Origin of the sequence: Bifidobacterium sp. ESL0732 (assembly GCF_029395535.1) — a bacterium.
In the GTDB taxonomy this organism is placed as follows: domain Bacteria; phylum Actinomycetota; class Actinomycetes; order Actinomycetales; family Bifidobacteriaceae; genus Bifidobacterium.
The window spans coordinates 790,944-811,406 of record NZ_CP113920.1; the positions used below are offsets into that span (position 1 = coordinate 790,944).

Below are 20,463 nucleotides of genomic sequence, written 5' to 3' on the forward strand. Positions count from 1 at the left end.
CAACCGGGTATTCGAAACCGTATGCCCGCAACCGGATGCTGGCAATCACGTATATGCATGGTGGATTGCGGATATCCGGTATTCAACATGGAGCTTCTATCAAGTGTCTGATGCTTTGTTGCGATATAATTTGCATGTGACGGCATAATGTGAACACAATCACGTTTTCCTTTGTGTTACGTGATGTTTTGGCCTCGCTTTGGACGTATGAACGTGGTACGTTAGCAAGTAGTTATCGGGTACTTGAATTGCCGGTGGCGTGCCTTCGCGGTGCGTTTGCAGGGTTTGAAGCAAAGAAGAAAAATTGAAGTTGTCAGGTGTAGGGAGGAAAACTGTGAGTCCTGAGGAGACGACAGATATTGTGGCACTGGCCGCCAAGGCTGAGGCCGGGGTGAAGCAGTACCGCTTGACGGTGGTCAATGCCGGCATTTCGGAACCTTCCAGCACGCGCCGGCTTGCCAAGGAGATCACCAACAAGGCTGAGGCGTATCTTGAGGCCCGTGGCAAGGTTGTTGCTGTTGAAATGGTCAATCTCAAAGAGATTTCCGAGGACATTGCGAAGGCTTCGGTGGCTTTTGAGTCCAGCAACCGTCTTAAGGAAGCCGTATCCGCGGTTTCGGCAGCAGACGGCCTTATCGTTGCCTCGCCGATTTATAAGGCTTCGTATTCTGGGCTGTTCAAGGCGTTCTGGGATCTTGTCCCGCGCGATGCCATCACCAACATGCCGATGGTTTTGGCTGCCACTGGTGGCTCGAACCGCCATGCCTTGGTGCCTGACGTCGTGATGCGTGGCTTGTTCGCGTTCTTCCGCGCTGTGCCGACGGCCACGAGCCTGATGGCCACCAAAGAGGATTTCGATACTCCAGAACTGGAAAACCGTGAAAAGCGTGCCGCCACGGAGTTGGGTGCGTTGATGCTTTCCGGCGTACGGCATGAGCCCGTCGATGAGCCTAGCGAAGGTTTGGATTGGTGACTTCGCCGAGCTTCGAGGTTTCGGCCTGAAACTCCGATATTTTTCCGTTCCGTTATCGGTCTGTTGTCTGTGGATGACAGGCCGATAATTTGTTTGTGATGGCTTGTATGTGGAAGACTTCGGGCATTTCGCTGGATGATTATTATCTGCGTTTTGCATTCGATTTACGCTGGGGACTTTCTCTGAATGTACCTTTGTAGTAAGATGGATTGAACCTACAAGGAGGTAGCTATGGTTTATCAAACCGTCAATCCATATACCAACGAATTGGTAAAGGAATATCCGTTCGCAACCGATGAGGAATTGCAGGACACGATCACACTGGCCGACAAGACCTTCCACGACATGTTGAGTCAGCCGATCGCCGAGCGCGCCAAGATTCTGCACAAGGTCGCAGCGCTCTTCCGCGAGAAGTCCGACGAACTCTCCGAGATCTGCACGGTCGACATGGGCAAGCTGGTCAGTGAGTCGGCGGGTGAGGTCGAGCTGTGTGCCGTAATCGCCGACTGGTTCGCCGATCACAGCGAGGATCTCTTGAAGCCAGACAAGCTCGACAGCATCGTCGCCGGAGACGCGCGGGTGCTGCACCAGCCCGTCGGCGTCGTGGTGATGGTGGAGCCTTGGAACTTCCCGTACTATCAGATCATGCGCGTATTCGCGCCGAACTTCATGCTGGGCAACACGATGATTCTGAAGCACGCTTCCAACACCCCGACCTCGGCAAAGCGTTTCTGCGAGGTCGTCGAGGAGGCCGGAGCCCCCAAGGGTGCGCTGACCAACATGTTCCTGACCTACGATCAGGTCACCAAGGCGATTGAGGACCCGCGCGTCCAGGGCGCGGCGCTCACCGGTTCCGAGCGTGGCGGCGTCGCCGTCGCGGGTGCCGCAGGCAAGGCGCTGAAGAAGAGCACCATGGAGCTGGGCGGTATGGATCCGTTCATCGTTCTGGGTGACGCTGATATGGACGCTCTCGCCGACATCGCGTGGCGCGTCCGCCTCTACAACGCCGGTCAGGTCTGCACCTCGGCCAAGCGCTTCATCGTCATGGACAACGTCTACGACCGCTTCGTCGACGATATGGTTGAGGCGTTCTCCAAGGTTACTCCAGGCGACCCGATGGATCCGGCGACCACCATCGCCCCGATGAACTCGAAGCGTGCCAAGGAGAAGCTGCAGAACCAGTTCGACGAAGCCGTGGCTGCGGGCGCGAAGATCGCTTACCAGTTCCCACAGATCGATTCGAAGGGCCAGTTCTTCCGTCCGGCCGTCCTTACCGACATCACCCCGGACAACCCGGGTTACAAGACCGAGATGTTCGGCCCAGTGGCGGCAATCTACAAGGTCCACAGCGAAGAAGAGGCTGTGGCGCTCGCCAACGACAATCCCTACGGGCTGGGCGGCATGCTCTTCTGCGGCGACAAGGACCATGGTGCCGAAGTGGCCGCGAAGGTCTACACGGGCATGATGTTCGTCAACACCCCGCTCGCCTCGCTGCCTGACATCCCGTTCGGCGGCGTGAAGCTCTCCGGCTATGGCCGCGAGATGTCTCGTCTGGGCCAGATGGCGTTCACCAACGACAAGCTCTTGGTCACCGCCGACCACTTCGACAAGGCCAACGCCCCCGGCGCGCTCTTCGCCGCGCAGGATCTGTGATCGATGTGCTTGGAAGATCACTACTGACAAGATAGTTTGTAATTCAATTGGTTCTTGATTGAAAGAAGCCGGTTCCGGTATTTCCGGGCCGGCTTCTTCATATTCGTCGATATGATATGGCCCGGTTCGCGTCGTATTTGCAATGGTGCGTTGCAAACGTGACGCTGTCGAGCTGGTTTGCGTCGTGATTGCAATGTCGTGTTGTGTTGTGTTGCAGATGTGACGCGAACTCAGCCATTTCATTCTGCGCAATTTTTATGCTTTTATCCATAATTAGATAATTCTTAGATATACTGATAATTGATAGTTAACGCACTACGAGGAGGTAGCTATGACCTATCAGACAATAAATCCGTATACCAACGAGCTGGTAAAGGAATATCCGTTCGCCACCGATGACGAACTGGAAGCCACTCTGGCTCAGGCGGAAACCGCTTTCCAGAACGGCAAGAAGCAGTCGCTTGCGGAGCGTTCGAAGATTCTGCACAACATTGCGGCCACATTCCGCAAGCATAGTGAAGAGCTGGCGAAGATCTGCACGATTGATATGGGCAAGCTTGTCGCCGAGTCCGCGGGCGAGGTGGAGCTGTGCGCGATGATCGCCGATTGGTATGCCGACCAGGCCGAGGAGCTGCTCAAGCCGGACAAGCTTGAAACGAGGTTCCCGGGCGAGGCCGAGGTCCTGCATCAGCCGCGCGGCGTCATCATGATGGTTGAGCCTTGGAACTTCCCGTATTACCAGATCATGCGTGTCTTTGCGCCGAATTACATGATTGGCAATACGATGATTCTGAAGCATGCGTCGAATACCCCGACCTCGGCCAAACGCTTCTGCGAAATGGTAGAGGAAGGCGGGGCGGCAAAGGGCTGCCTGACCAATCTGTTCCTCACCTATGATCAGGTGACGAAGGCGATCGAGGATCCGCGCGTGCAGGGTGCGGCGCTCACCGGTTCCGCCCGCGGCGGGAAATCCGTTGCCATGGCGGCTGCCCAGTCGCTGAAGCCGAGCTCGATGGAGTTGGGTGGTATGGACGCCTTCATCGTGCTTGACGACGCGAATATGGACGAAGTCAACGCGGTTTCCTGCGGCGCAAGGCTGCAGAATTCCGGCCAGGTCTGCATCTCGTCGAAGCGTTTCATCGTCATGGACAATGTCTACGACCAGTTCCTGTCTTCGTTGATCGACAGCTTCAGCAAGGTCAAGCCCGGCGATCCGCTCGATCCGTCGACGACGTTCGCGCCTATGTGCACCAAGCATGCCAAGGAGAAGTTGCAAAGTCAATTCGATGCGGCCCTCAAGGCAGGGGCGAAGCTTGAGTATCAGTATCCTGAAATCGATTCCGAGGGCCAGTTCTTCCGTCCGGCCATTCTCTCCAACGTCACGCGCGACAACCCTGTCTACGACGATGAGATGTTCGGCCCGGTCGCCATGGTGTTCAGGGTCCATAGCGAGCAGGAAGCCATCGACCTCGCCAACGACAACTCTTACGGACTCGGCGGCAGCGTCTTCACCAGCGACCCGGACCGCGGTGTCCGTGTCGCCGCGCAGATCGACACCGGCTCTGTCTATGTCAACAACCCGACCACCACGTTGCCTGAACTGCCGTTCGGCGGCGTGAAGCTCTCCGGCTATGGCAATGAGCTGGGCCGTGCCGGCATCCTCGCCTTCTCCACGGAGAAGATGGTGATGAAGTCCGCTCATCCGGCCGGGATGTGATCTCGACTTCTTGAATATTGGCTGTTAGAAGTTGTCAGAAATTATTGAATAGCGTGCTGGAAAATCGGTTTGATACTGATTTTCCTGCACGCTATCTTTGTGTGTGAATTGACTCGTTTAATATGATTCAGCCGCGTGCCTTCACATAGGTCTCATAGACATGTGGGGTAGGGTCGGCAGTTTCGGTGCCGTCGACCTTGAGGCTCCATTGTGGGGGATTGGGATTTTTGCTTAATACCCACGCGGCCTGACGAGCAGCGCCGATGGCGACGTATTCGTCGGTGGCCGGCCGGTTGACAGGCATGCCGAAAATCGCAGGCGCAAGGGTGCGCACGGCCTCAGACTTCGCGCCGCCGCCGATCAAAAGGATACGGTTGACGCTGCCGCCAAGTCTCTTGATGATTTCCAAGCAGTCGCGTTGCGAGCAAAGCAGGCCTTCGACGAAAGCGCGTGCGAGGTTTTGCTTGGTGGTGTTGGCCAGTGTCATGCCGCTCAGCATCGCATTGGCATCTGGGCGGTTCGGGGTGCGCTCGCCATCGAAATAGGGGACCAGGGTGAGGCCCCCCGCGCTTGGTTTGGCAGCAAGGGCGAGCCGTCCAAGTTCGTCGTAATCCACACCAAGTGCCGCGCAGCCGGCGTCAAGAATGCGTGAGCCGTTGATGGTACAGGCCAAGGGCAGATAGTGCCCGGTGCAATCGGCGAAGCCAGAAACGGCACCACTCAGGTCGTATACCGGGTTTTCGGCGATGGCCGCGGCCACGCCCGATGTACCGAGCGATACGCTCACATCACCCACCGACATGCCCAGGCCCAGGGAGGCCATGGCGTTGTCACCGCCGCCGGGCCCGATGAGGCATCCGCCGTCGATGGATGCGCCGGCGACGGTAGACGCGGCCTTGACCGGTGCGCTGTCGCGGGGCCCGAGCACTTTCGGTAGGATGACATCACGACGGCCGAGAACCATCTCGATCAGGTCATAACGGTAAGTGTTGCTGGCGGAATCGAAGTAGATGGTGCCTGAAGCGTCGGAACGGTCGGTAAAGAGGGCGTCCAGACGCGCGTCCTCGCCAACTTCCACCGGGCCGAAGCCTGCGATGCGCCAGCTCAGCCAATCGTGCGGCAGGCAGATTGCCGCGATTTTTGAGGCGTTCTCCGGTTCGTTTTCAGCAACCCAAGCCAGTTTGGTCAATGTGTATGAGGCGACAGGCGACGAACCCACGGCCTTCACCCAACGTTCAATGCCACGGGCCCTCACGTCTTCCGGCTCATTCTCGCCGTTGCGTTCCGGTGCTCCAAGCCGCGTGATGAGGTTTTCGGCCTGCGGTGCCGAACGGGTGTCGTTCCAAAGCAGTGCGTCGCGAATCACCCTTCCGCGTTTGTCGAGGAGCACCATTCCGTGCTGCTGCCCTCCGACGGACAGGGCCGAAACGTCGTCAAGACCGCCGGCCTGTTTGGAGGCGTCAAGAAAAGCCTGCCACCAGTATTCCGGGTCGACGCTGGTGCCGTCGGGGTGTTTCGCCTGCCCGAAGCGCACGAGCTCGCCGGTGGCTGCGTCGGTGACGCGCACTTTGGTCGATTGCGTGGAAGTGTCGATTCCCGCCACCAATGTCGGATGAGCGGAACCCTTCCCTGATTGTTGCCTTGCCATTATGCTTCGCCTTTCGAAATACTCCGAACACTGCTACGTGCCTATACTGCCGTGTCTGAAATCAGTATATTGGCCATTGTCTATTCATGTTAGTTAAATCAATAGATTATTTCAATTATGTCGTGTGTTTTCTCCCTCTGCCTCTTGTTTCGTCCCAACTGATAAAGTAAATGTGTCTTTGAAAAGAGGGGTTATGGCGCTGAAAAGTATTAATCAGGATGATTTGCGCAATCACAATCTTTCAGTAGTGCTTACAACCCTACTTCAGTCGTCCAAGCCGATGAGCCGTGCCAAACTTGCGAAAGCCACAGGGCTGACAAAGGCCACGATGTCGCTTCTGGTACCCATGCTTGTCTCCTCGAACGCTTTGGAGGAAGGGAAACCAGTTTCCGCCGGTACGACCTATGGCAGACCCAGCACTCCATTGAATATCTCCGGGCAACGCTTTTGCTCGATAGGACTGCAAATTAACACTGATGGCTATGGATACACCGTGCTCGCGCTTGACGGTTCTGTTGTTTCCGAGCGTTGGGTGAGTCGCTCCATGGAATTTAGCGACCCCGATGAAGTGTTTACCTTGCTCGACAAACTTGTAAGCGTTGGCGAACGCGAGCTCGGCGAAAAAGGCTTGAGTGTCGTCGGCACGGTTCTTGCCCTTCCCGGCCTGGTCACCGACGATATGGTGCTGTTGTCAGCAAAAAATCTTGGCTGGAAAAAGCTGGAGCTTTCTCGCTTCAACGTGGTCAGAAGGCTGGATGCCCTCGCCGACAATGAAGCGAATCTGGCCGCATTGGCACAGATACCTGGGTATGCCACGCCACGAAATACGAAAAGCGTGATTCACCCGAGCGATTCGTTCATCTATATCTCCACGGATATCGGCATTGGTGGTGCCGTAGTACGGCACGGGCAGGTTGCTCATGGTGACTCTGGGTTCGCCGGTGAACTTGGACATGTCTCCGTGGCTCTTGATGGGCCGCAGTGCACCTGCGGGCGTTGTGGATGCCTGGAGATGTACGCCGGACGCAAGGCGTTGGTCGAAGCTTCCGGTGTTGCCGATGCTGGGGTTTCTACGAGGATGGAAGCAGTGGACGAACTGCTTGCAAAGTACAAGGCGCACGACGACCGCACTGTGGCGGCTGTGGACCGTGCGATAAGAGCTTTGACGTCGGTGCTCGCTTCCGCCATCAATATTTTGGATATCGATACTGTTGTTTTGGGCGGTCTTTGGGATAAGTTCGGTAAAGGCCTGACCCGTAGGATTTCTCATGAGCTTGAGTTGCAGATATTGAGTTATCCGGAAGTCCAACCACGAGTGCTGCTGCCGGATGTCAATACGCGCCCGGCGCTTCTGGGTGCTGCGGAAGTCGGATTACGCAGGTTTATAGACAATCCATTGGCATTCATCAATTCGTGACGTTACTGCTCTTCTGTCGTATTTTAATAAAAGCGTTTTGCACACTCGGATGTTTGATTTTTCAAGGATTTCCTAACGGAGTCAACGTTTTGGCGTAGGCCATAACCAGCGTCGATAGCGCTGGGGTGTGCCGCCGAGTCCCATCCTGATAGAGTGGCGGTTGGCGTCTCCGCCCGAACTGTGCAGGTCAAGGGGCGCCGTAGCCAAAACGCTGTGCACAGTTTATTGCAAGGAACAACCGTGGCTAAAGCTGCCCCCGAAACGATCCAACCATCATCAACAAATGAATCTCTTCAACATTCGCCTTCTGATGCAAGTAATCAGAACAAGACTCCAGGGCAAATCCACGGATCTGTTTCTTCTTCGCATTCCCCAGTAGCCAGGGTTTCGCGTTTGCGTTGGCGCGCCGCGGATATCGCCATCGGTGCAGCGCTCGGTGTGGCCTGTGGCCTCGTCTTTTGGGGCTTCAATTTCGCCTATGCCTGGATCGCCCCGCTGCTTCGCGCCATCCTTCCCGGCATCACCAGCCTGTTTCACGCGTTTTGGTATTTCTCCGGACCCCTGGCGTTGCTCATCATTCGCAAACCCGGTGCCGCGATTTACGTCGATATCATCGGCAGCCTGACCGAAACGCTGTTCGGCAACCAGTATTCCTTTACCTTCGTTTTTCTTTCGGCGTTCCTGCAAGGATTGTTCGCAGAAGTACCGTTTGCGATTTTCCGCTATCGGAAGTTCAATTTGAGCCTCACTGTGGCTTCCGGAGCTTTGACAGCAGTGGAATACGGTTTTTACGTTTTGTTTACGCGTTTGCAAGGCGTTGCGCTGGTCAGTCCGCGCGGCCTCACGCACATGACCTGCGAAATCATCGGAGGCATACTCATTGCCGGCGTGATGAGCTGGTTCCTTTACCTTGCCATCGCCAAAACAGGCGCGCTGGATCGTTTCGCTTCCGGTCGTGCGGTGAGAGGCAGGAAATAAAAATCTGACGTTTCCGTGTGGTGTCTCTGGTCAGAGCGTTTGATAAAGTATAGAAGTTGGCTTTTGCCAACGTGGGGCTGTAGCTCAGTCGGTTAGAGCATCGGACTCATAATCCGTCGGTCCTCGGTTCAAGCCCGAGCGGCCCCACTATTTGCCGGCTTCCTTGCTTCATTGTCGATAGCATCAAAGTATCAAAAGATTTTGATGGTCCTATGTTGAATTTACGTCGTGCGGAAAGACGCGGCCAATAAGCTGAAAGATGAAGTCGGGATGATTAGGTGTCGTGGTTTGTTGTGATATCTGAGCGTGTGATTGGTTCAAGCCGCTCTTGAGATACCGGCCATTTGGTCTGGTTGAAAGAGAGGCAAGTCAACGCTCGCTGATAGAATATCAAAGTTCCGGTTCACGTCTGACCAGTGGGGTTAGGCGACCCGGGTCACCTGAATTCCTTAGGAGACATTATGAAGCAGGGTATTCATCCCGATTATCACGCAGTGCAGGTTACCTGCTCTTGCGGCAATACTTTCGTCACGCGCAGCACCGCCAAGGGCGATCACATGACGGTTGATGTGTGCGCGAACTGCCACCCGTTCTACACGGGCAAGCAGAAGATTCTCGATACCGGCGGCCGTGTCGCCCGCTTCGAGAAGCGCTACGGCAAGAAGACCAAGTAGCATTCTTTATTCGCCAGCCTCGCTGGTTCGGGTCTGCGGACCCGAATCCGGGCTGGCGTTTTTCATACCTAATTTCGATATTTTTATCGTTAAAATGTCAACATATTATAAAAGGACTTTTGCATGGCAGACCAGCAATTTCCCGCGGCACAAAGCGCGTTGGAGGAGTATCAGGACATCGAGCGGCAGATGAGCCAGCCCGAGGTCGCCTCCGACCCGAAGGCGATTCGCAAGCTGGGACGTCGCCATGCTCAACTTGGCAGCATCGTCGAGGCCTATCGCGCTTGGCAGCACGCTCGCGATGATGCCAAGGCCGCCAAGGAAATGGCCGGTGAGGACGCCGACTTTGCCGAGGAAGCCAAGCGGCTCGAGGCGTTGGTGCCGCCTGCCGAAGAAAAGCTGCGCAGTGCGCTGATTCCGCGTGACCCCGACGACGTGCGTGACACGATTATGGAAATCAAAGCCGGCACTGGTGGGGAAGAAGCCGCTTTGTTTGCGGGCGATCTGCTGCGTATGTATACCCGTTACGCCGAAAAACGCGGCTGGACCACCACTATCCAAAGCGAGAACATCACCGAGCTCGGCGGCGTGAAGGATGTGCAGGTCGCCATCCGTGCCAAAGGCAACCCGGCACCCGAAGATGGGGTGTGGGCGAGCCTCAAATACGAGGGCGGCGTGCACCGCGTGCAGCGTATCCCTGTCACCGAATCGCAGGGGCGCATCCAGACTTCAGCAGCTGGGGTCATCGTCTTCCCTGAAGCCGACGAGGACGACGACGAGATCGAAATCGACCCGAAAGACCTCAAGATTGATATCTTCATGAGCTCTGGCCCCGGCGGGCAGTCGGTCAACACCACCTATTCCGCGGTGCGTATGACCCACATCCCCACCGGCATCGTGGTGAGCATGCAGGACGAGAAGTCACAGATTCAAAACAGGGCTGCGGCGTTGCGCGTCTTGAAATCGCGTTTGCTTGCGATGAAACACGAAAAGGAAGCCGAGGAAGCTGCGGATATGCGCCATTCGCAGGTGCGTTCCCTCGATCGTTCCGAACGTATCCGTACTTACAATTTCCCAGAAAACCGTATCGTCGACCATCGCACCAATTACAAGGCCTACAATCTTGACCAGGTGCTCGATGGCGACCTACAGGCCGTCATCGACAGCGACATACAGGCCGACGAGGCCGCACGTCTCGCCAAAACCGACTGAACTGGCTTTGAAGCAAGAGGAGTGGTCAATGGGGGAAAACGTGGTTTCTTCGACATCCGAAATGTTGCAGCAGGCGACGGATTGGCTCAAGGCTGCTGGCGTCGAGACACCGCGAAACGATGCGAAATTGCTGCTTGCCGAAGCGTTTGGGGTAACACCCAGCGATGTCGAGAAATCCATATTGTTGGATACACCGTTGCATAGCACTGTCAATAACGACGCGACTGATGATGTTGACATTCAACGCATTGATGACGAAAGCGATTCCCAAAGTGTGTCACAACAGGGCTCGAAAACCGCAAAATCCAACGAGTCTTCTACCAATGCTGACGATACTTCAGAAAATAACGAAGCCGATGAGCTCAGCGATGCCGATGACGCGGCGATTCGCCGTTTTGCCGTGATGATCGCCAGACGCAAGCAGCGCGAACCGTTGCAATATATCGTCGGTCATGCGCCGTTCCGCTATCTGGATCTTCAGGTCGGACCGGGCGTTTTCATTCCGCGTCCGGAAACCGAAACCGTGGTGCAGGCGGCCATCGATTGGCTGACGCACGAGAACATCAAACCAAGCCGCTTGGTCGATCTATGCGCCGGAAGCGGAGCAATCGGCCTGTCGCTCGTCACCGAAGTGCCCGGTAGCGAGGTCTGGGCCGTGGAACTTTCCCTGGAGGCGCTGGAATGGACGAAGCGCAATGAGCAGAAGGTTTTCAAAGATCATTCACTGGCCGGCTACAATTACCATCTTTTCCACGCCGACGCGGCGAACGCCATGACGCTTTCGCAATTGGACGGGACCATTGACGCGGTGGTCACTAACCCGCCTTATGTGCCGCTTGCCCAGGTTCCCGAACAACCCGAAGTGCGCGACTATGATCCGAAAACGGCACTCTATGGCGGTTCAGCGGACGGGACCTATACCCCAGAACGCATCATCCTGCGCGCGGTGAAGCTCCTGCGCAGCGGCGGAGCATTGGTGATGGAGCACGACATTTCACAGGCTCGATTGCTGACCGATTTCGCCAGAACCCACGGTTTCCGCACGGCGCGTACCGGCGATGACCTCACCGGCCGACCGCGTTATCTCTTTGCCGTCAAAGAATAAAAACAATATTTTCTTCATTGGACGAAACCGAAAACGCATCAATTATCCATGCCGTTTTTTCGCAGAGAATACTGAAATATGTCTCAAAAGCAAGACCACGCAGACATCAAGGTGTCGTATACGACCTTGCAGACGGTTTATTTCGAGTAATCTTGATTCGCCGCCGCGTCCTCGTCGGTAATGGTGCGGATGACCCGTGCCGGATTGCCTACGGCCACGCTGTTTGCCGGGATATCGTGGGTGACTACGGCACCGGCTCCAATGACCGAGCCTTCGCCGATGTTCACTCCGCCAAGCACGGTCACATTGCCGCCGAACCAGCAGTTTTTGCCGATGGTTATCGGTTTGGAATACTCATAATCATAACCTTCGCCTCCCGGGGTGAACCGCAGGTTACGATCCTGCCAGCGTAATGGATGCATAGCAGGGAGCAGCGAGACGTTCGGTCCGAAAAGCACGTCATCGCCGATGGTGACGTAATTCGTATCAAGTACGGTGAAGTTGAAATTGATGAATACCCTTTTGCCGATTGTGGTATGGATGCCGTAGTCGAACGCGATGTTGCCGACGATTTCGACGCCTTCGCTACGGTTAGGCAACAGCTCGTCAAGGATGGCCTCGCGCGTCTTTCTGTCGTTGCGCGGTGTGTTGTTGAAGCGCTCGCACAGTTCGGCGGCCTTGTTGCGTAGACGGTCGAGCTCAGGATCTGCGGCATTGTGCAGTTTGCCGGCGAGCATCTCTTCGCGTTCCGATTTGCGAGGGGTTCGCAGTTCGACTGGTGGTATGGACGTCATCGTGGTTCCTTTGTCCGTATCGGTTTGGGTTGTAAGCTCCAATGTACGTTTCGATCATATCGGATTATAAGTACCGAAGTGTGATGCTGTCCTTTGAAGTCGCGGCGCAATGGTGCAATTAAGGCATACTTTTGTGTTGGAGGCAATATGAGTGAAGTGCGTGCAATCGATGACGAATCTTTGGCTTTGGCCGCCAGGATTGTCAAAGACGGCGGGCTTGTGGTATTGCCGACCGACACGGTTTATGGTGTTGCTGCAAGTCCTTTTAGCGACGAGGCCGTAAGTCGCATTTTTGAGGCGAAACGTCGCCCGCGAAACAAGGCGCTGCAGATTCTGCTGTCGTCGATAAATGAACTGGACGGGCTTGGATTATATCTTCCGGTTCCGCTGGATCGGCTTGCCAATGCTTTTCTGCCCGGTCCTTTTTCGCCGATTGCCGTGGCCCAAACGGGTTCGGAATTGGTCACGTTGCGTGAGGAATTGAACGGGAGCAAAACCCAGGCGGTACGTGTGCCGGATTCGGAGGCTTGTCTCAAGACCTTGCGTGCCACGGGGCCTTTGGCCTGTTCGAGCGCGAACCGTAGCGGGGGAGAAAGTCCGCAAACGGTTCAGGAAGCCGTTGCGGCACTTGGCAACGACGTTGACCTTTATCTTGACGGAGGGCCTACGGTAAGCCATGTTGCGAGCACAGTGGTCGCCGCCGACCCAAACGAGCGTGACGGCATTTCGATTGTGCGCGAAGGTGTCATCAGCGCAGCGCAGGTTCGTGGCGCTTTGATGAACTCCGGAGATGGGAGCCTGGACGCGTGAGAGTCTACCTGTTCATTGCCGCGATTGCGGGAGGGGCCACGTGGCTGGTCACCCCCTTGATCCGTCATCTCGCCATTGAAATCGGCGCGGTGGGCGAAGTCCGCGCACGCGACGTACACACGGTGCCAACCCCGCGTATGGGCGGTTTGGCGATGTTGATAGGGCTTATCGTCGCGATTGTGTTTGCCAGCAAGATGCCTTTCATATCAGGCCTTTTTGTCGGTTCGTATCAGGCGTGGGTCGTGCTGGTCGGTGCGGTTCTGATTTGCCTGTTGGGTGTGGCCGATGATTTGTGGGATTTGGATTGGATGCTCAAACTTGCCGGGCAGCTCTTGATTTCCGTGTTCGTGGCGTGGGGAGGCGTGCAGATTATCTTCCTGCCGTTCGGTTCGTTGGTGACGGCCTCGCCAAGTATTTCCATGGCCATTACGGCTTTTCTGATCGTCGCGTCGATTAACGCTGTCAATTTCGTTGACGGTCTCGACGGATTGGCCTCTGGCATTGTCGCGATTGGTGGCATCGCGTTCGCGGTCTATTCCTACGTGATAGCCCGTTCCACGCCGAGCTACGCTTCGATGGCAACGCTGCTCGATGTCGCCTTGGTGGGTATTTGTGTGGGCTTTTTGCTTCATAACTGGCATCCCGCGAAACTCTTTATGGGGGACTCCGGTTCAATGTTGCTCGGTTATATGATTACCTGCGCGTCGATTATCATGACCGGCCATCTTGACCCGGCTTCCGTGCATACCAGCCTCTACCTGCCTGCTTTTATGCCGATTTTGCTGCCGATTCTGGTGTTGTTCTTGCCAGTGCTCGACATGTGCCTGGCCATCGTTCGTCGACTGAGCAAAGGCCAGTCGCCGATGCACCCGGACCGCATGCATCTGCATCATCGCATGCTGCGTATCGGTCACAGCGTGCAGGGAGCTGTATTGATTCTATGGGGCTGGGCGGCGCTGATCTCCTTTGGCTCGATCATGATTCTGTTCTTCAAATGGCAATATGTGGCCCTTGGCATGATTATCGCGGCCGTCATTCTGACGATATGTACGATGTCCCCTTACCTGATGCGACGGTGGCTGGAACTGCAAAAAGAGGAGGATCCGGACGTGCGCAACGCGCGACATCCCCGTAAGAACTCGTAAGTGCAACAAACGGTTACATTCGTCACCCCGCGCCCATATAGTTGTGCTATGGCTTTAAATTCTCAATCTGATATCCAGTCATCCTACAATCCGCTGCCTCCCATTTTTGCAAAGATGGGATTGGCCTATGATGATGTGTTGCTTCTGCCTAACGAGACCGATGTCATTCCTTCTCACGTCGACACCACCACGCATCTGACCCGTGAAATAACCATGAAAGTGCCAATGATTTCGGCAGCCATGGACACCGTCACCGAATCCGACATGGCCATCGCCATGGCACGAAACGGCGGCATTGGTGTGCTGCACCGCAACCTTTCCATTGACGACCAGGCCTCGCAGGTCGATATCGTCAAGCGCAGTGAATCGGGCATGATTACCGACCCGCTCACGGTTAACCCCGAGGCCACCCTTGCCGATCTCGACAAGCTGTGTGGCCGTTTCCATATTTCGGGCCTGCCCGTCGTCGACAGCGACAACAAGCTGCTCGGCATCATCACCAACCGTGACATGCGTTTCATCTCCTCGGAAGATTATGACAAGCTTAAGGTCAAGGATGTCATGACCAAGGATGGGCTCATCACCGGCCCGGCCAACATCTCACGTGAAGACGCGCACGACCTGCTTGCCAAGCACAAGGTCGAAAAGCTGCCGCTGGTCGACGATGACGGCAAGCTCGCCGGACTTATCACCGTCAAGGATTTCGTGAAGACCGAGCAGTATCCCGATGCCACGAAGGACGATCAGGGTCGTCTGCGCGTGGCCGCCGGTATCGGCTTCCTAGGCGATGCTTGGCAGCGTGCCTCGGCGCTGATGGAGGCCGGCGTTGACGCGCTGGTGGTCGATACCGCCAATGGCGAGGCTCACCTTGCCCTTGACATGATCAAGCGCTTGAAGTCGGACCGCGCCTTCAACGGTGTGCAGATCATCGGTGGCAACGTGGCAACAGCTTCAGGCGCACAGGCCATGATTGATGCCGGCGTCGATGCTGTCAAGGTCGGCGTTGGCCCAGGCTCTATCTGCACCACGCGTGTGGTCGCCGGTATCGGTGTCCCGCAGCTCACGGCCGTCTATGACGCGGCTCAGGTCTGCCGGGCTGCCGGCGTTCCCTGCATTGCCGACGGCGGCATCCACTATTCCGGCGACATCGCCAAGGCGTTGGTGGCCGGTGCCTCCACTGTCATGCTTGGCGGCGCGCTCGCCGGCTGCGACGAGACTCCGGGCGAGAAGGTCTTCCTGCACGGCAAGCAGTACAAGCTCTACCGCGGCATGGGTTCGCTCGGAGCTATGGCCCCGCGCGGCAAGAAGTCCTACTCCAAGGACCGTTACTTCCAGGCCGACGTCACCAGCAACGACAAGGTTATCCCCGAAGGCGTCGAAGGAGAAGTGCCCTATCGCGGCTCGCTCAACGCGGTGCTTTACCAGATGATCGGCGGTCTGCACCAGTCGATGTTCTATATCGGTGCTCACAACATCAAGGAAATGGCCGAAAGGGGCCGCTTCATCCGCATCACCACAGCCGGCTTGCGCGAATCGCATCCGCACGACATCGTGATGACCACGGAGGCCCCGAACTACAGTGGTTTCCACAACGACTGAGTTTTCTCGATTCCAGCTTCATTCGATGGGTATTTGACATGGTTTGAATGACTAAAGAAAACCATCAGTTAGGTTGAGTGGTGGGGTGGAGATATGCGATGTCAGACCATAAAGACTTGGCCTGAGCGGCCCGGAGCGTGTCGGACATTGTATATCTCCACCCCACCACGTCAATTGGATGTCTGTGACATTTATTCTGGTCCGTCACGCGCGTGAGATAGTGTGTAGAGTTCTGTTGGTTGCAGCGAAAGGGTCAATATTATGGTGAATGCTCAGGATGACGAGACGTATTTGGCGGAGGATTCCCGCCTGATTTGGATCGACTGTGAGATGACCGGCCTCGATATCTTCGGCGGCGACGAGCTGGTCGAGGTCTCCGTGGTTCCCACCGATTTCAATCTCAAGGTGCTCGATGAAGGCGTGGATTACGTCATCAAGCCGTCGCAGAAGGCCGTCGACCACATGGGCGACTTCGTACGTGCCATGCATACCCGTTCCGGCCTCATCAAGGAGTGGGAACATGGCCTGAGCCTCGCCGATGCCGAGAAGAAGGTCACCGAGTACGTCGCACGCTTCACGCCCGATGGGGTCAAGCCGCTGCTCGCCGGCAACACCATCGGCAGCGACAAGAAGTTCCTCGACCACTTTATGCCCAACTTCATGAGCCATCTGCATTATCGCAGCATCGATGTGAGCACCATCAAGGAGCTCGCGCGTCGCTGGTATCCGGCGGTCTACATGAATCGTCCGCCCAAGAACGGCGGCCACCGTGCGCTCGCCGACATCATCGAGTCGCTCGACGAGCTGCGCTACTACCGCGAGGCCTTCATGGCCCCGGCTCCCGGCCCGGACGAGGCGCAGGCCAAGAAGATTGAGGCCGACATCGAAGCCACGAGTCTGCTCAACAAGTAGAAACCAGGATTGCGTTGAAAAGCAGAAAAACCACCGTGATAATCTGCTTTTCAACGCATTTGAATGTGGACTTGCGTCAAAAAGCAGATTTGAGGGCTTGATTTTCTGCTTTTCAACGCAATGCGGGTTGATGACATGACGATAGCATGATGAGGAAAGTAGGAACGGTATGAAGCAGGCGGAGGCGCTGACGATTCTTGACGCGGGGGCGAACGCGTTCATCACCGGTGCTCCAGGTTCAGGTAAGACCTACGTTTTGAACGAGTTTATCCGCGCTGCGCGTGCTCACGGTGCTTCAGTCGCCGTCACGGCTTCCACCGGCATCGCCGCGACCCATATCAACGGCCAGACCATCCACTCCTGGAGCGGCATCGGCATTTCTCAGGTTATGACACCGGCGCTGCTGAAACGGATTCGTTCGCGTCGCAAGCGCAAGATCGAAGCCGCCGATATCCTTGTCATTGATGAGGTTTCGATGTTGCCGGCATGGCTCTTCGACATGGTTGATGATGTCTGCCGAGCGTTGCGGCATAGCCCCGAGCCGTTTGGCGGGTTGCAGGTCGTACTCTCTGGTGACTTCTTCCAATTGCCACCAGTCAAGAAATCATTCCGCCGCGACGATATGGCACCAAGTCCGGAATTTCTGATGTCACGCCAGCGCTATGTCGATGCCGGCAAGGATGCCGATGGTTTTGTTACCGAATCGCTGGTTTGGGACGAGCTCAACCCCGTGGTTTGCTACCTCACGGAGCAGCACCGTCAGGACGACGGCCAACTACTTACCGTGCTTACCGATATCCGTGAAGGAGATGTGACACAAGAAGATCATGACGTACTCGCCGGTCGCTTGGGCAAGTCGCCCGCGCCTGGGGAAGTGGCCGTTCATCTCTTCCCGGTCAACAAGCAGGCCGACACCTTGAACGACCTGCGGCTTTCGCAGATTCACGACGAAACGCATGACTATGTTGCCGAATCTGCGGGACCTGCGGACTTGGTCAAACGGCTCAAGAAAAACATGCTCGCCCCTGAAAAGCTCGAGCTCAAAACCGGGGCAGCCGTGATGGCGTTGCGCAACGATGCCGATCACCAGTATGTCAACGGCTCCATCGGCAAGGTCGAAGGCTTTGTTTCCGAGGCCAAGGGTGGCTGGCCGATTGTAGCGTTCGAAAACGGTAATACGGTAACCATGAAGCAGGCTTCGTGGGACATGATGGACGGCGAAACCTTACTGGCCAGCGTCAAACAGGTGCCGCTGCGCTGCGCCTGGGCCATTACCATCCACAAATCGCAGGGTATGACGCTTGACCGCGCCGTGATGAACCTGCGCCGCACTTTCGCGCCGGGCATGGGTTATGTGGCGCTTTCACGTGTGGAGAATCTCGACGGGCTTTATCTTGATGACATCAGCGAACGCGCATTCCTGGTCTCGCCCGATGCCGTCTTGCTCGACGGCAAGCTGCGCGACAATTCCAAGGTCGCCTGTGCCCGGCTTGCCGAAGAAGGCGGCGATGCCTTCACCAAACGGGCTTCCGGCCAACTAGCCGGCGACACCGATGAATTCGCCCAGGACGAGTTGTTCTAGGCCATTTTTGATTTCTGATTGTTGGTGTTCAAAGAATGCGTCGGCAATAGGGATGCAGTGGCTTCGATAATGACGGTTAATCGCTATGTAATGTGTTTCAGACACCATTCACAGATTTCCGGCAAACGCCGTCAATGTCGGCTCGCGCGAATAATTTAGGGACTATGACAAAAGCACTTCGTATGTCCACCATGTTCCTGCGCACGCTGCGCGAGGACCCCGCCGACGCCGACGTTGATTCGGCGCGTTTGCTCCAACGAGCCGGCTATATCCGCAAGGCCGCGCCCGGCATCTGGACCTGGCTGCCGCTTGGTCTGAAAGTTCTCAATAAAATCGAGGCTGTGGTCCGCGAGGAGGTCGACGGCATCGGCGGTCAGGAAGTCCATTTCCCGGCACTGCTACCCAAGGAGCCCTATGAGGCCACGCACCGCTGGGAGGAATACGGCGAGAACATCTTCCGCTTGAAGGACCGTCACGAAGCCGATTATCTGCTGGCCCCGACCCATGAGGAAATGTTCACCCTGCTGGTGAAGGACATGTATTCTTCTTATAAGGACCTGCCGGTCACCCTCTATCAGATCCAGACCAAGTACCGCGACGAGTTCCGTCCGCGCGCAGGGCTGGTGCGCGGCCGCGAGTTCATCATGGAGGACGGCTATTCCTTCACCATCGACGAGGACGGGTTGAAGAAGGCCTACGTCGAGGAGCGCGACGCTTACGAGCGTATCTTCCAGCGCCTCGATCTCGGCTACATCATGGTCCACGCGGTCTCCGGGCCCATGGGCGGTTTCGAGTCGCAGGAGTTCCTTTCCCCGATGCCCATCGGTGAGGATACGTTTGCCAAGGCCCCGAGCGGCAAGGCTTGGAACGTCGAAGCGCTGACGACTCCCGAAGTGCCGGCCGTGGACTGCTCCAAGACCCCAGCGATGAGCTTGAAGGATCTGCCTGCGGCGGGCAGCGTCGACGAGATGGTCGCGCAATGCAACAAGCTCTACCCGCGCGAGGATGGCCGCCAATGGGCTGCCACCGATATGCTCAAGAACGTGGTCATTGCGGTCAAGCATCCGGGCGAACCCGATGACGAGAACGAAGAGCATCGCAAGCCTTGGCGCGAAGTCGTCGTCGTGGCGCTGCCCGGCGACCGCCAGGTCGATATGAAGAGGTTGGAGGCGCAGTTCGCCCCCGCCGAGATCGAGGAGGCCAACGAGGCTGACCTCAAGGCACATTCGGAACTGGTCAAGGGCTATATCGGCCCGAACGTGCTCGGCCCGCAGGCCCGCGTCGAGGGTTCCGAGATCAAGGGCCCGGTGCGTTACCTGGTCGACGCGCATATCGCCGAGGGCTCCTCGTGGGTCACCGGTGGCGACAAGGACGGCGTGGACGCCTTCGACATGGTCTACGGCCGCGATTTCAAGGCCGATGGCACCGTGGAGGCCACCGAGGTTCGCGACGGCGACATGAGCCCGGACGGCTCCGGCCCTCTGAGCTTCGAACGCGGCGTGGAGATCGGCCAGGTCTTCCAGCTTGGTCTCAAGTATTCCGAGGCGTTGGGCCTCAAGGTTCTCAACCAGAACGGCAAGGCCGTGCCGGTGTGGATGGGCAGCTATGGCATCGGCGTCTCGCGCGTCATGGCATGTATCGCCGAAACCCACCACGATGAAAAGGGCCTGGCCTGGCCGGTCAACATCGCTCCGGCAGCCGTGCACGTTGTGGCCACCGGCAAGAAGGACGAGGCGTTCGGTGGAGCCGAGAAGCTGGTCGAAGAGCTGGAGGCCAAGGGTCTCGAAGTCATCTATGACGACCGCAAGAAGGTTTCGCCCGGTGTCAAGTTCAAGGACGCCGAGTTGCTCGGCGTACCGCTGGTCGCCGTGGTCGGACGAGATTTCTTGAACGACGGAACCATCGAAGTTCGCGATCGCAATGGCGAGAATGCAGTGAAGGTTCCGGCAGGTAAAGCCGCCGATACTTTGGTCGAAAGATACCAGGCAATGCTCTGAAGTCGTACATAACTACGAAGTGAATGTGGCTGTTTCCCTGTTGGGGGAGACGGCCACATTTTCATTTCAATATTTATAAATTAAATAAATATATCGGAAATCTACAAAATTAGACAAATGATAGTCCAAACTGTGAATTTAATGTGATATTAGCGACATTTTCAGTAAAATTGAAAGCGTACAGGTTCGGAATTCCATTGCAGAAACGATGTCGTTCCGGCATATGCAAGCCTTTGTGAGCCCGTTA

The 20,463-nt window shown here is 56.4% G+C and carries 16 protein-coding genes and 1 tRNA gene; 15 read left to right on the forward strand and 2 right to left on the reverse strand.

All coding sequences use genetic code 11. The annotated features are described in order from the left end of the window. The first annotated feature begins 334 nt into the window (after nt 1-334). From OZX70_RS02925 to OZX70_RS02935, 3 genes are all read left to right on the forward strand, one after another. On the forward strand, nt 335-973 hold the full coding sequence (locus OZX70_RS02925) for a CE1759 family FMN reductase (protein ID WP_277181746.1): 639 nt from the start codon (nt 335-337) through the stop codon (nt 971-973). Nucleotides 974-1,204: 231 nt separating this feature from the next. Then, nucleotides 1,205-2,626 (forward strand): NAD-dependent succinate-semialdehyde dehydrogenase, encoded by a 1,422-nt coding sequence (locus tag OZX70_RS02930; protein ID WP_277181747.1) that lies wholly within the window; start codon nt 1,205-1,207, stop codon nt 2,624-2,626. A 331-nt stretch (nt 2,627-2,957) separates the two neighbouring features. Next, nucleotides 2,958-4,343 carry an NAD-dependent succinate-semialdehyde dehydrogenase gene (locus OZX70_RS02935; protein WP_277181748.1) on the forward strand — a complete coding sequence of 462 codons (1,386 nt, stop codon included), beginning with the start codon at nt 2,958-2,960 and terminating at the stop codon, nt 4,341-4,343. Nucleotides 4,344-4,470: 127 nt separating this feature from the next. On the opposite strand, the gene OZX70_RS02940 is transcribed toward OZX70_RS02935, so the two are convergent. Then, on the reverse strand, nt 4,471-5,991 hold the full coding sequence (locus OZX70_RS02940; RefSeq protein WP_277181749.1) for an FGGY family carbohydrate kinase: 1,521 nt from the start codon (nt 5,989-5,991) through the stop codon (nt 4,471-4,473). 193 nt (nt 5,992-6,184) lie between these two features. Between OZX70_RS02940 and OZX70_RS02945 the strand changes: the two genes are divergently transcribed. From OZX70_RS02945 to prmC, 6 genes are all read left to right on the forward strand, one after another. Next, nucleotides 6,185-7,408, forward strand: a complete 1,224-nt coding sequence (locus OZX70_RS02945) for an ROK family protein (RefSeq protein ID WP_277181750.1) — start codon at nt 6,185-6,187, stop codon at nt 7,406-7,408. Nucleotides 7,409-7,750: 342 nt separating this feature from the next. Continuing rightward, nucleotides 7,751-8,386: an ECF transporter S component gene (locus tag OZX70_RS02950; protein WP_277182081.1), complete on the forward strand. Its 636-nt coding sequence runs from the start codon at nt 7,751-7,753 to the stop codon at nt 8,384-8,386. Between the two features lie 73 nt (nt 8,387-8,459). Continuing rightward, nucleotides 8,460-8,533: transfer RNA gene (locus tag OZX70_RS02955), tRNA-Ile, on the forward strand. Between the two features lie 314 nt (nt 8,534-8,847). Beyond that, nucleotides 8,848-9,060, forward strand: coding sequence for a 50S ribosomal protein L31 (gene rpmE / locus OZX70_RS02960; RefSeq protein WP_277146457.1), 213 nt, complete (start codon nt 8,848-8,850; stop codon nt 9,058-9,060). 123 nt (nt 9,061-9,183) lie between these two features. Next, nucleotides 9,184-10,272 carry a peptide chain release factor 1 gene (gene prfA / locus OZX70_RS02965; RefSeq protein WP_277181751.1) on the forward strand — a complete coding sequence of 363 codons (1,089 nt, stop codon included), beginning with the start codon at nt 9,184-9,186 and terminating at the stop codon, nt 10,270-10,272. Between the two features lie 28 nt (nt 10,273-10,300). Further along, nucleotides 10,301-11,377 carry a peptide chain release factor N(5)-glutamine methyltransferase gene (gene prmC / locus OZX70_RS02970; RefSeq protein ID WP_277181752.1) on the forward strand — a complete coding sequence of 359 codons (1,077 nt, stop codon included), beginning with the start codon at nt 10,301-10,303 and terminating at the stop codon, nt 11,375-11,377. A gap of 137 nt (nt 11,378-11,514) precedes the next feature. Here the strand turns inward: prmC and OZX70_RS02975 are convergent, their stop codons facing one another. After that, nucleotides 11,515-12,171, reverse strand: coding sequence for a sugar O-acetyltransferase (locus OZX70_RS02975; RefSeq protein ID WP_277181753.1), 657 nt, complete (start codon nt 12,169-12,171; stop codon nt 11,515-11,517). Between the two features lie 147 nt (nt 12,172-12,318). Between OZX70_RS02975 and OZX70_RS02980 the strand changes: the two genes are divergently transcribed. From OZX70_RS02980 to OZX70_RS03005, 6 genes are all read left to right on the forward strand, one after another. Next, a complete protein-coding gene (locus OZX70_RS02980; RefSeq protein ID WP_277181754.1) occupies nt 12,319-12,981 on the forward strand; it encodes an L-threonylcarbamoyladenylate synthase in 663 nt (220 codons plus the stop codon). Beyond that, nucleotides 12,978-14,126: an MraY family glycosyltransferase gene (locus tag OZX70_RS02985; RefSeq protein ID WP_277181755.1), complete on the forward strand. Its 1,149-nt coding sequence runs from the start codon at nt 12,978-12,980 to the stop codon at nt 14,124-14,126. Before OZX70_RS02980 ends, OZX70_RS02985 begins: the two co-directional genes overlap by 4 nt. A 48-nt stretch (nt 14,127-14,174) precedes the next feature. After that, nucleotides 14,175-15,725 carry an IMP dehydrogenase gene (gene guaB / locus OZX70_RS02990; protein WP_277181756.1) on the forward strand — a complete coding sequence of 517 codons (1,551 nt, stop codon included), beginning with the start codon at nt 14,175-14,177 and terminating at the stop codon, nt 15,723-15,725. 261 nt (nt 15,726-15,986) lie between these two features. Next, nucleotides 15,987-16,637 (forward strand): oligoribonuclease, encoded by a 651-nt coding sequence (gene orn / locus OZX70_RS02995; RefSeq protein ID WP_277181757.1) that lies wholly within the window; start codon nt 15,987-15,989, stop codon nt 16,635-16,637. 169 nt (nt 16,638-16,806) lie between these two features. Next, nucleotides 16,807-18,219 (forward strand): PIF1 family DEAD/DEAH box helicase, encoded by a 1,413-nt coding sequence (locus OZX70_RS03000; RefSeq protein ID WP_277181758.1) that lies wholly within the window; start codon nt 16,807-16,809, stop codon nt 18,217-18,219. 182 nt (nt 18,220-18,401) lie between these two features. Then, complete coding sequence (locus OZX70_RS03005; protein ID WP_277182082.1) at nt 18,402-20,216, forward strand: proline--tRNA ligase; 1,815 nt, start codon at nt 18,402-18,404, stop codon at nt 20,214-20,216. Nucleotides 20,217-20,463: the final 247 nt, after the last annotated feature.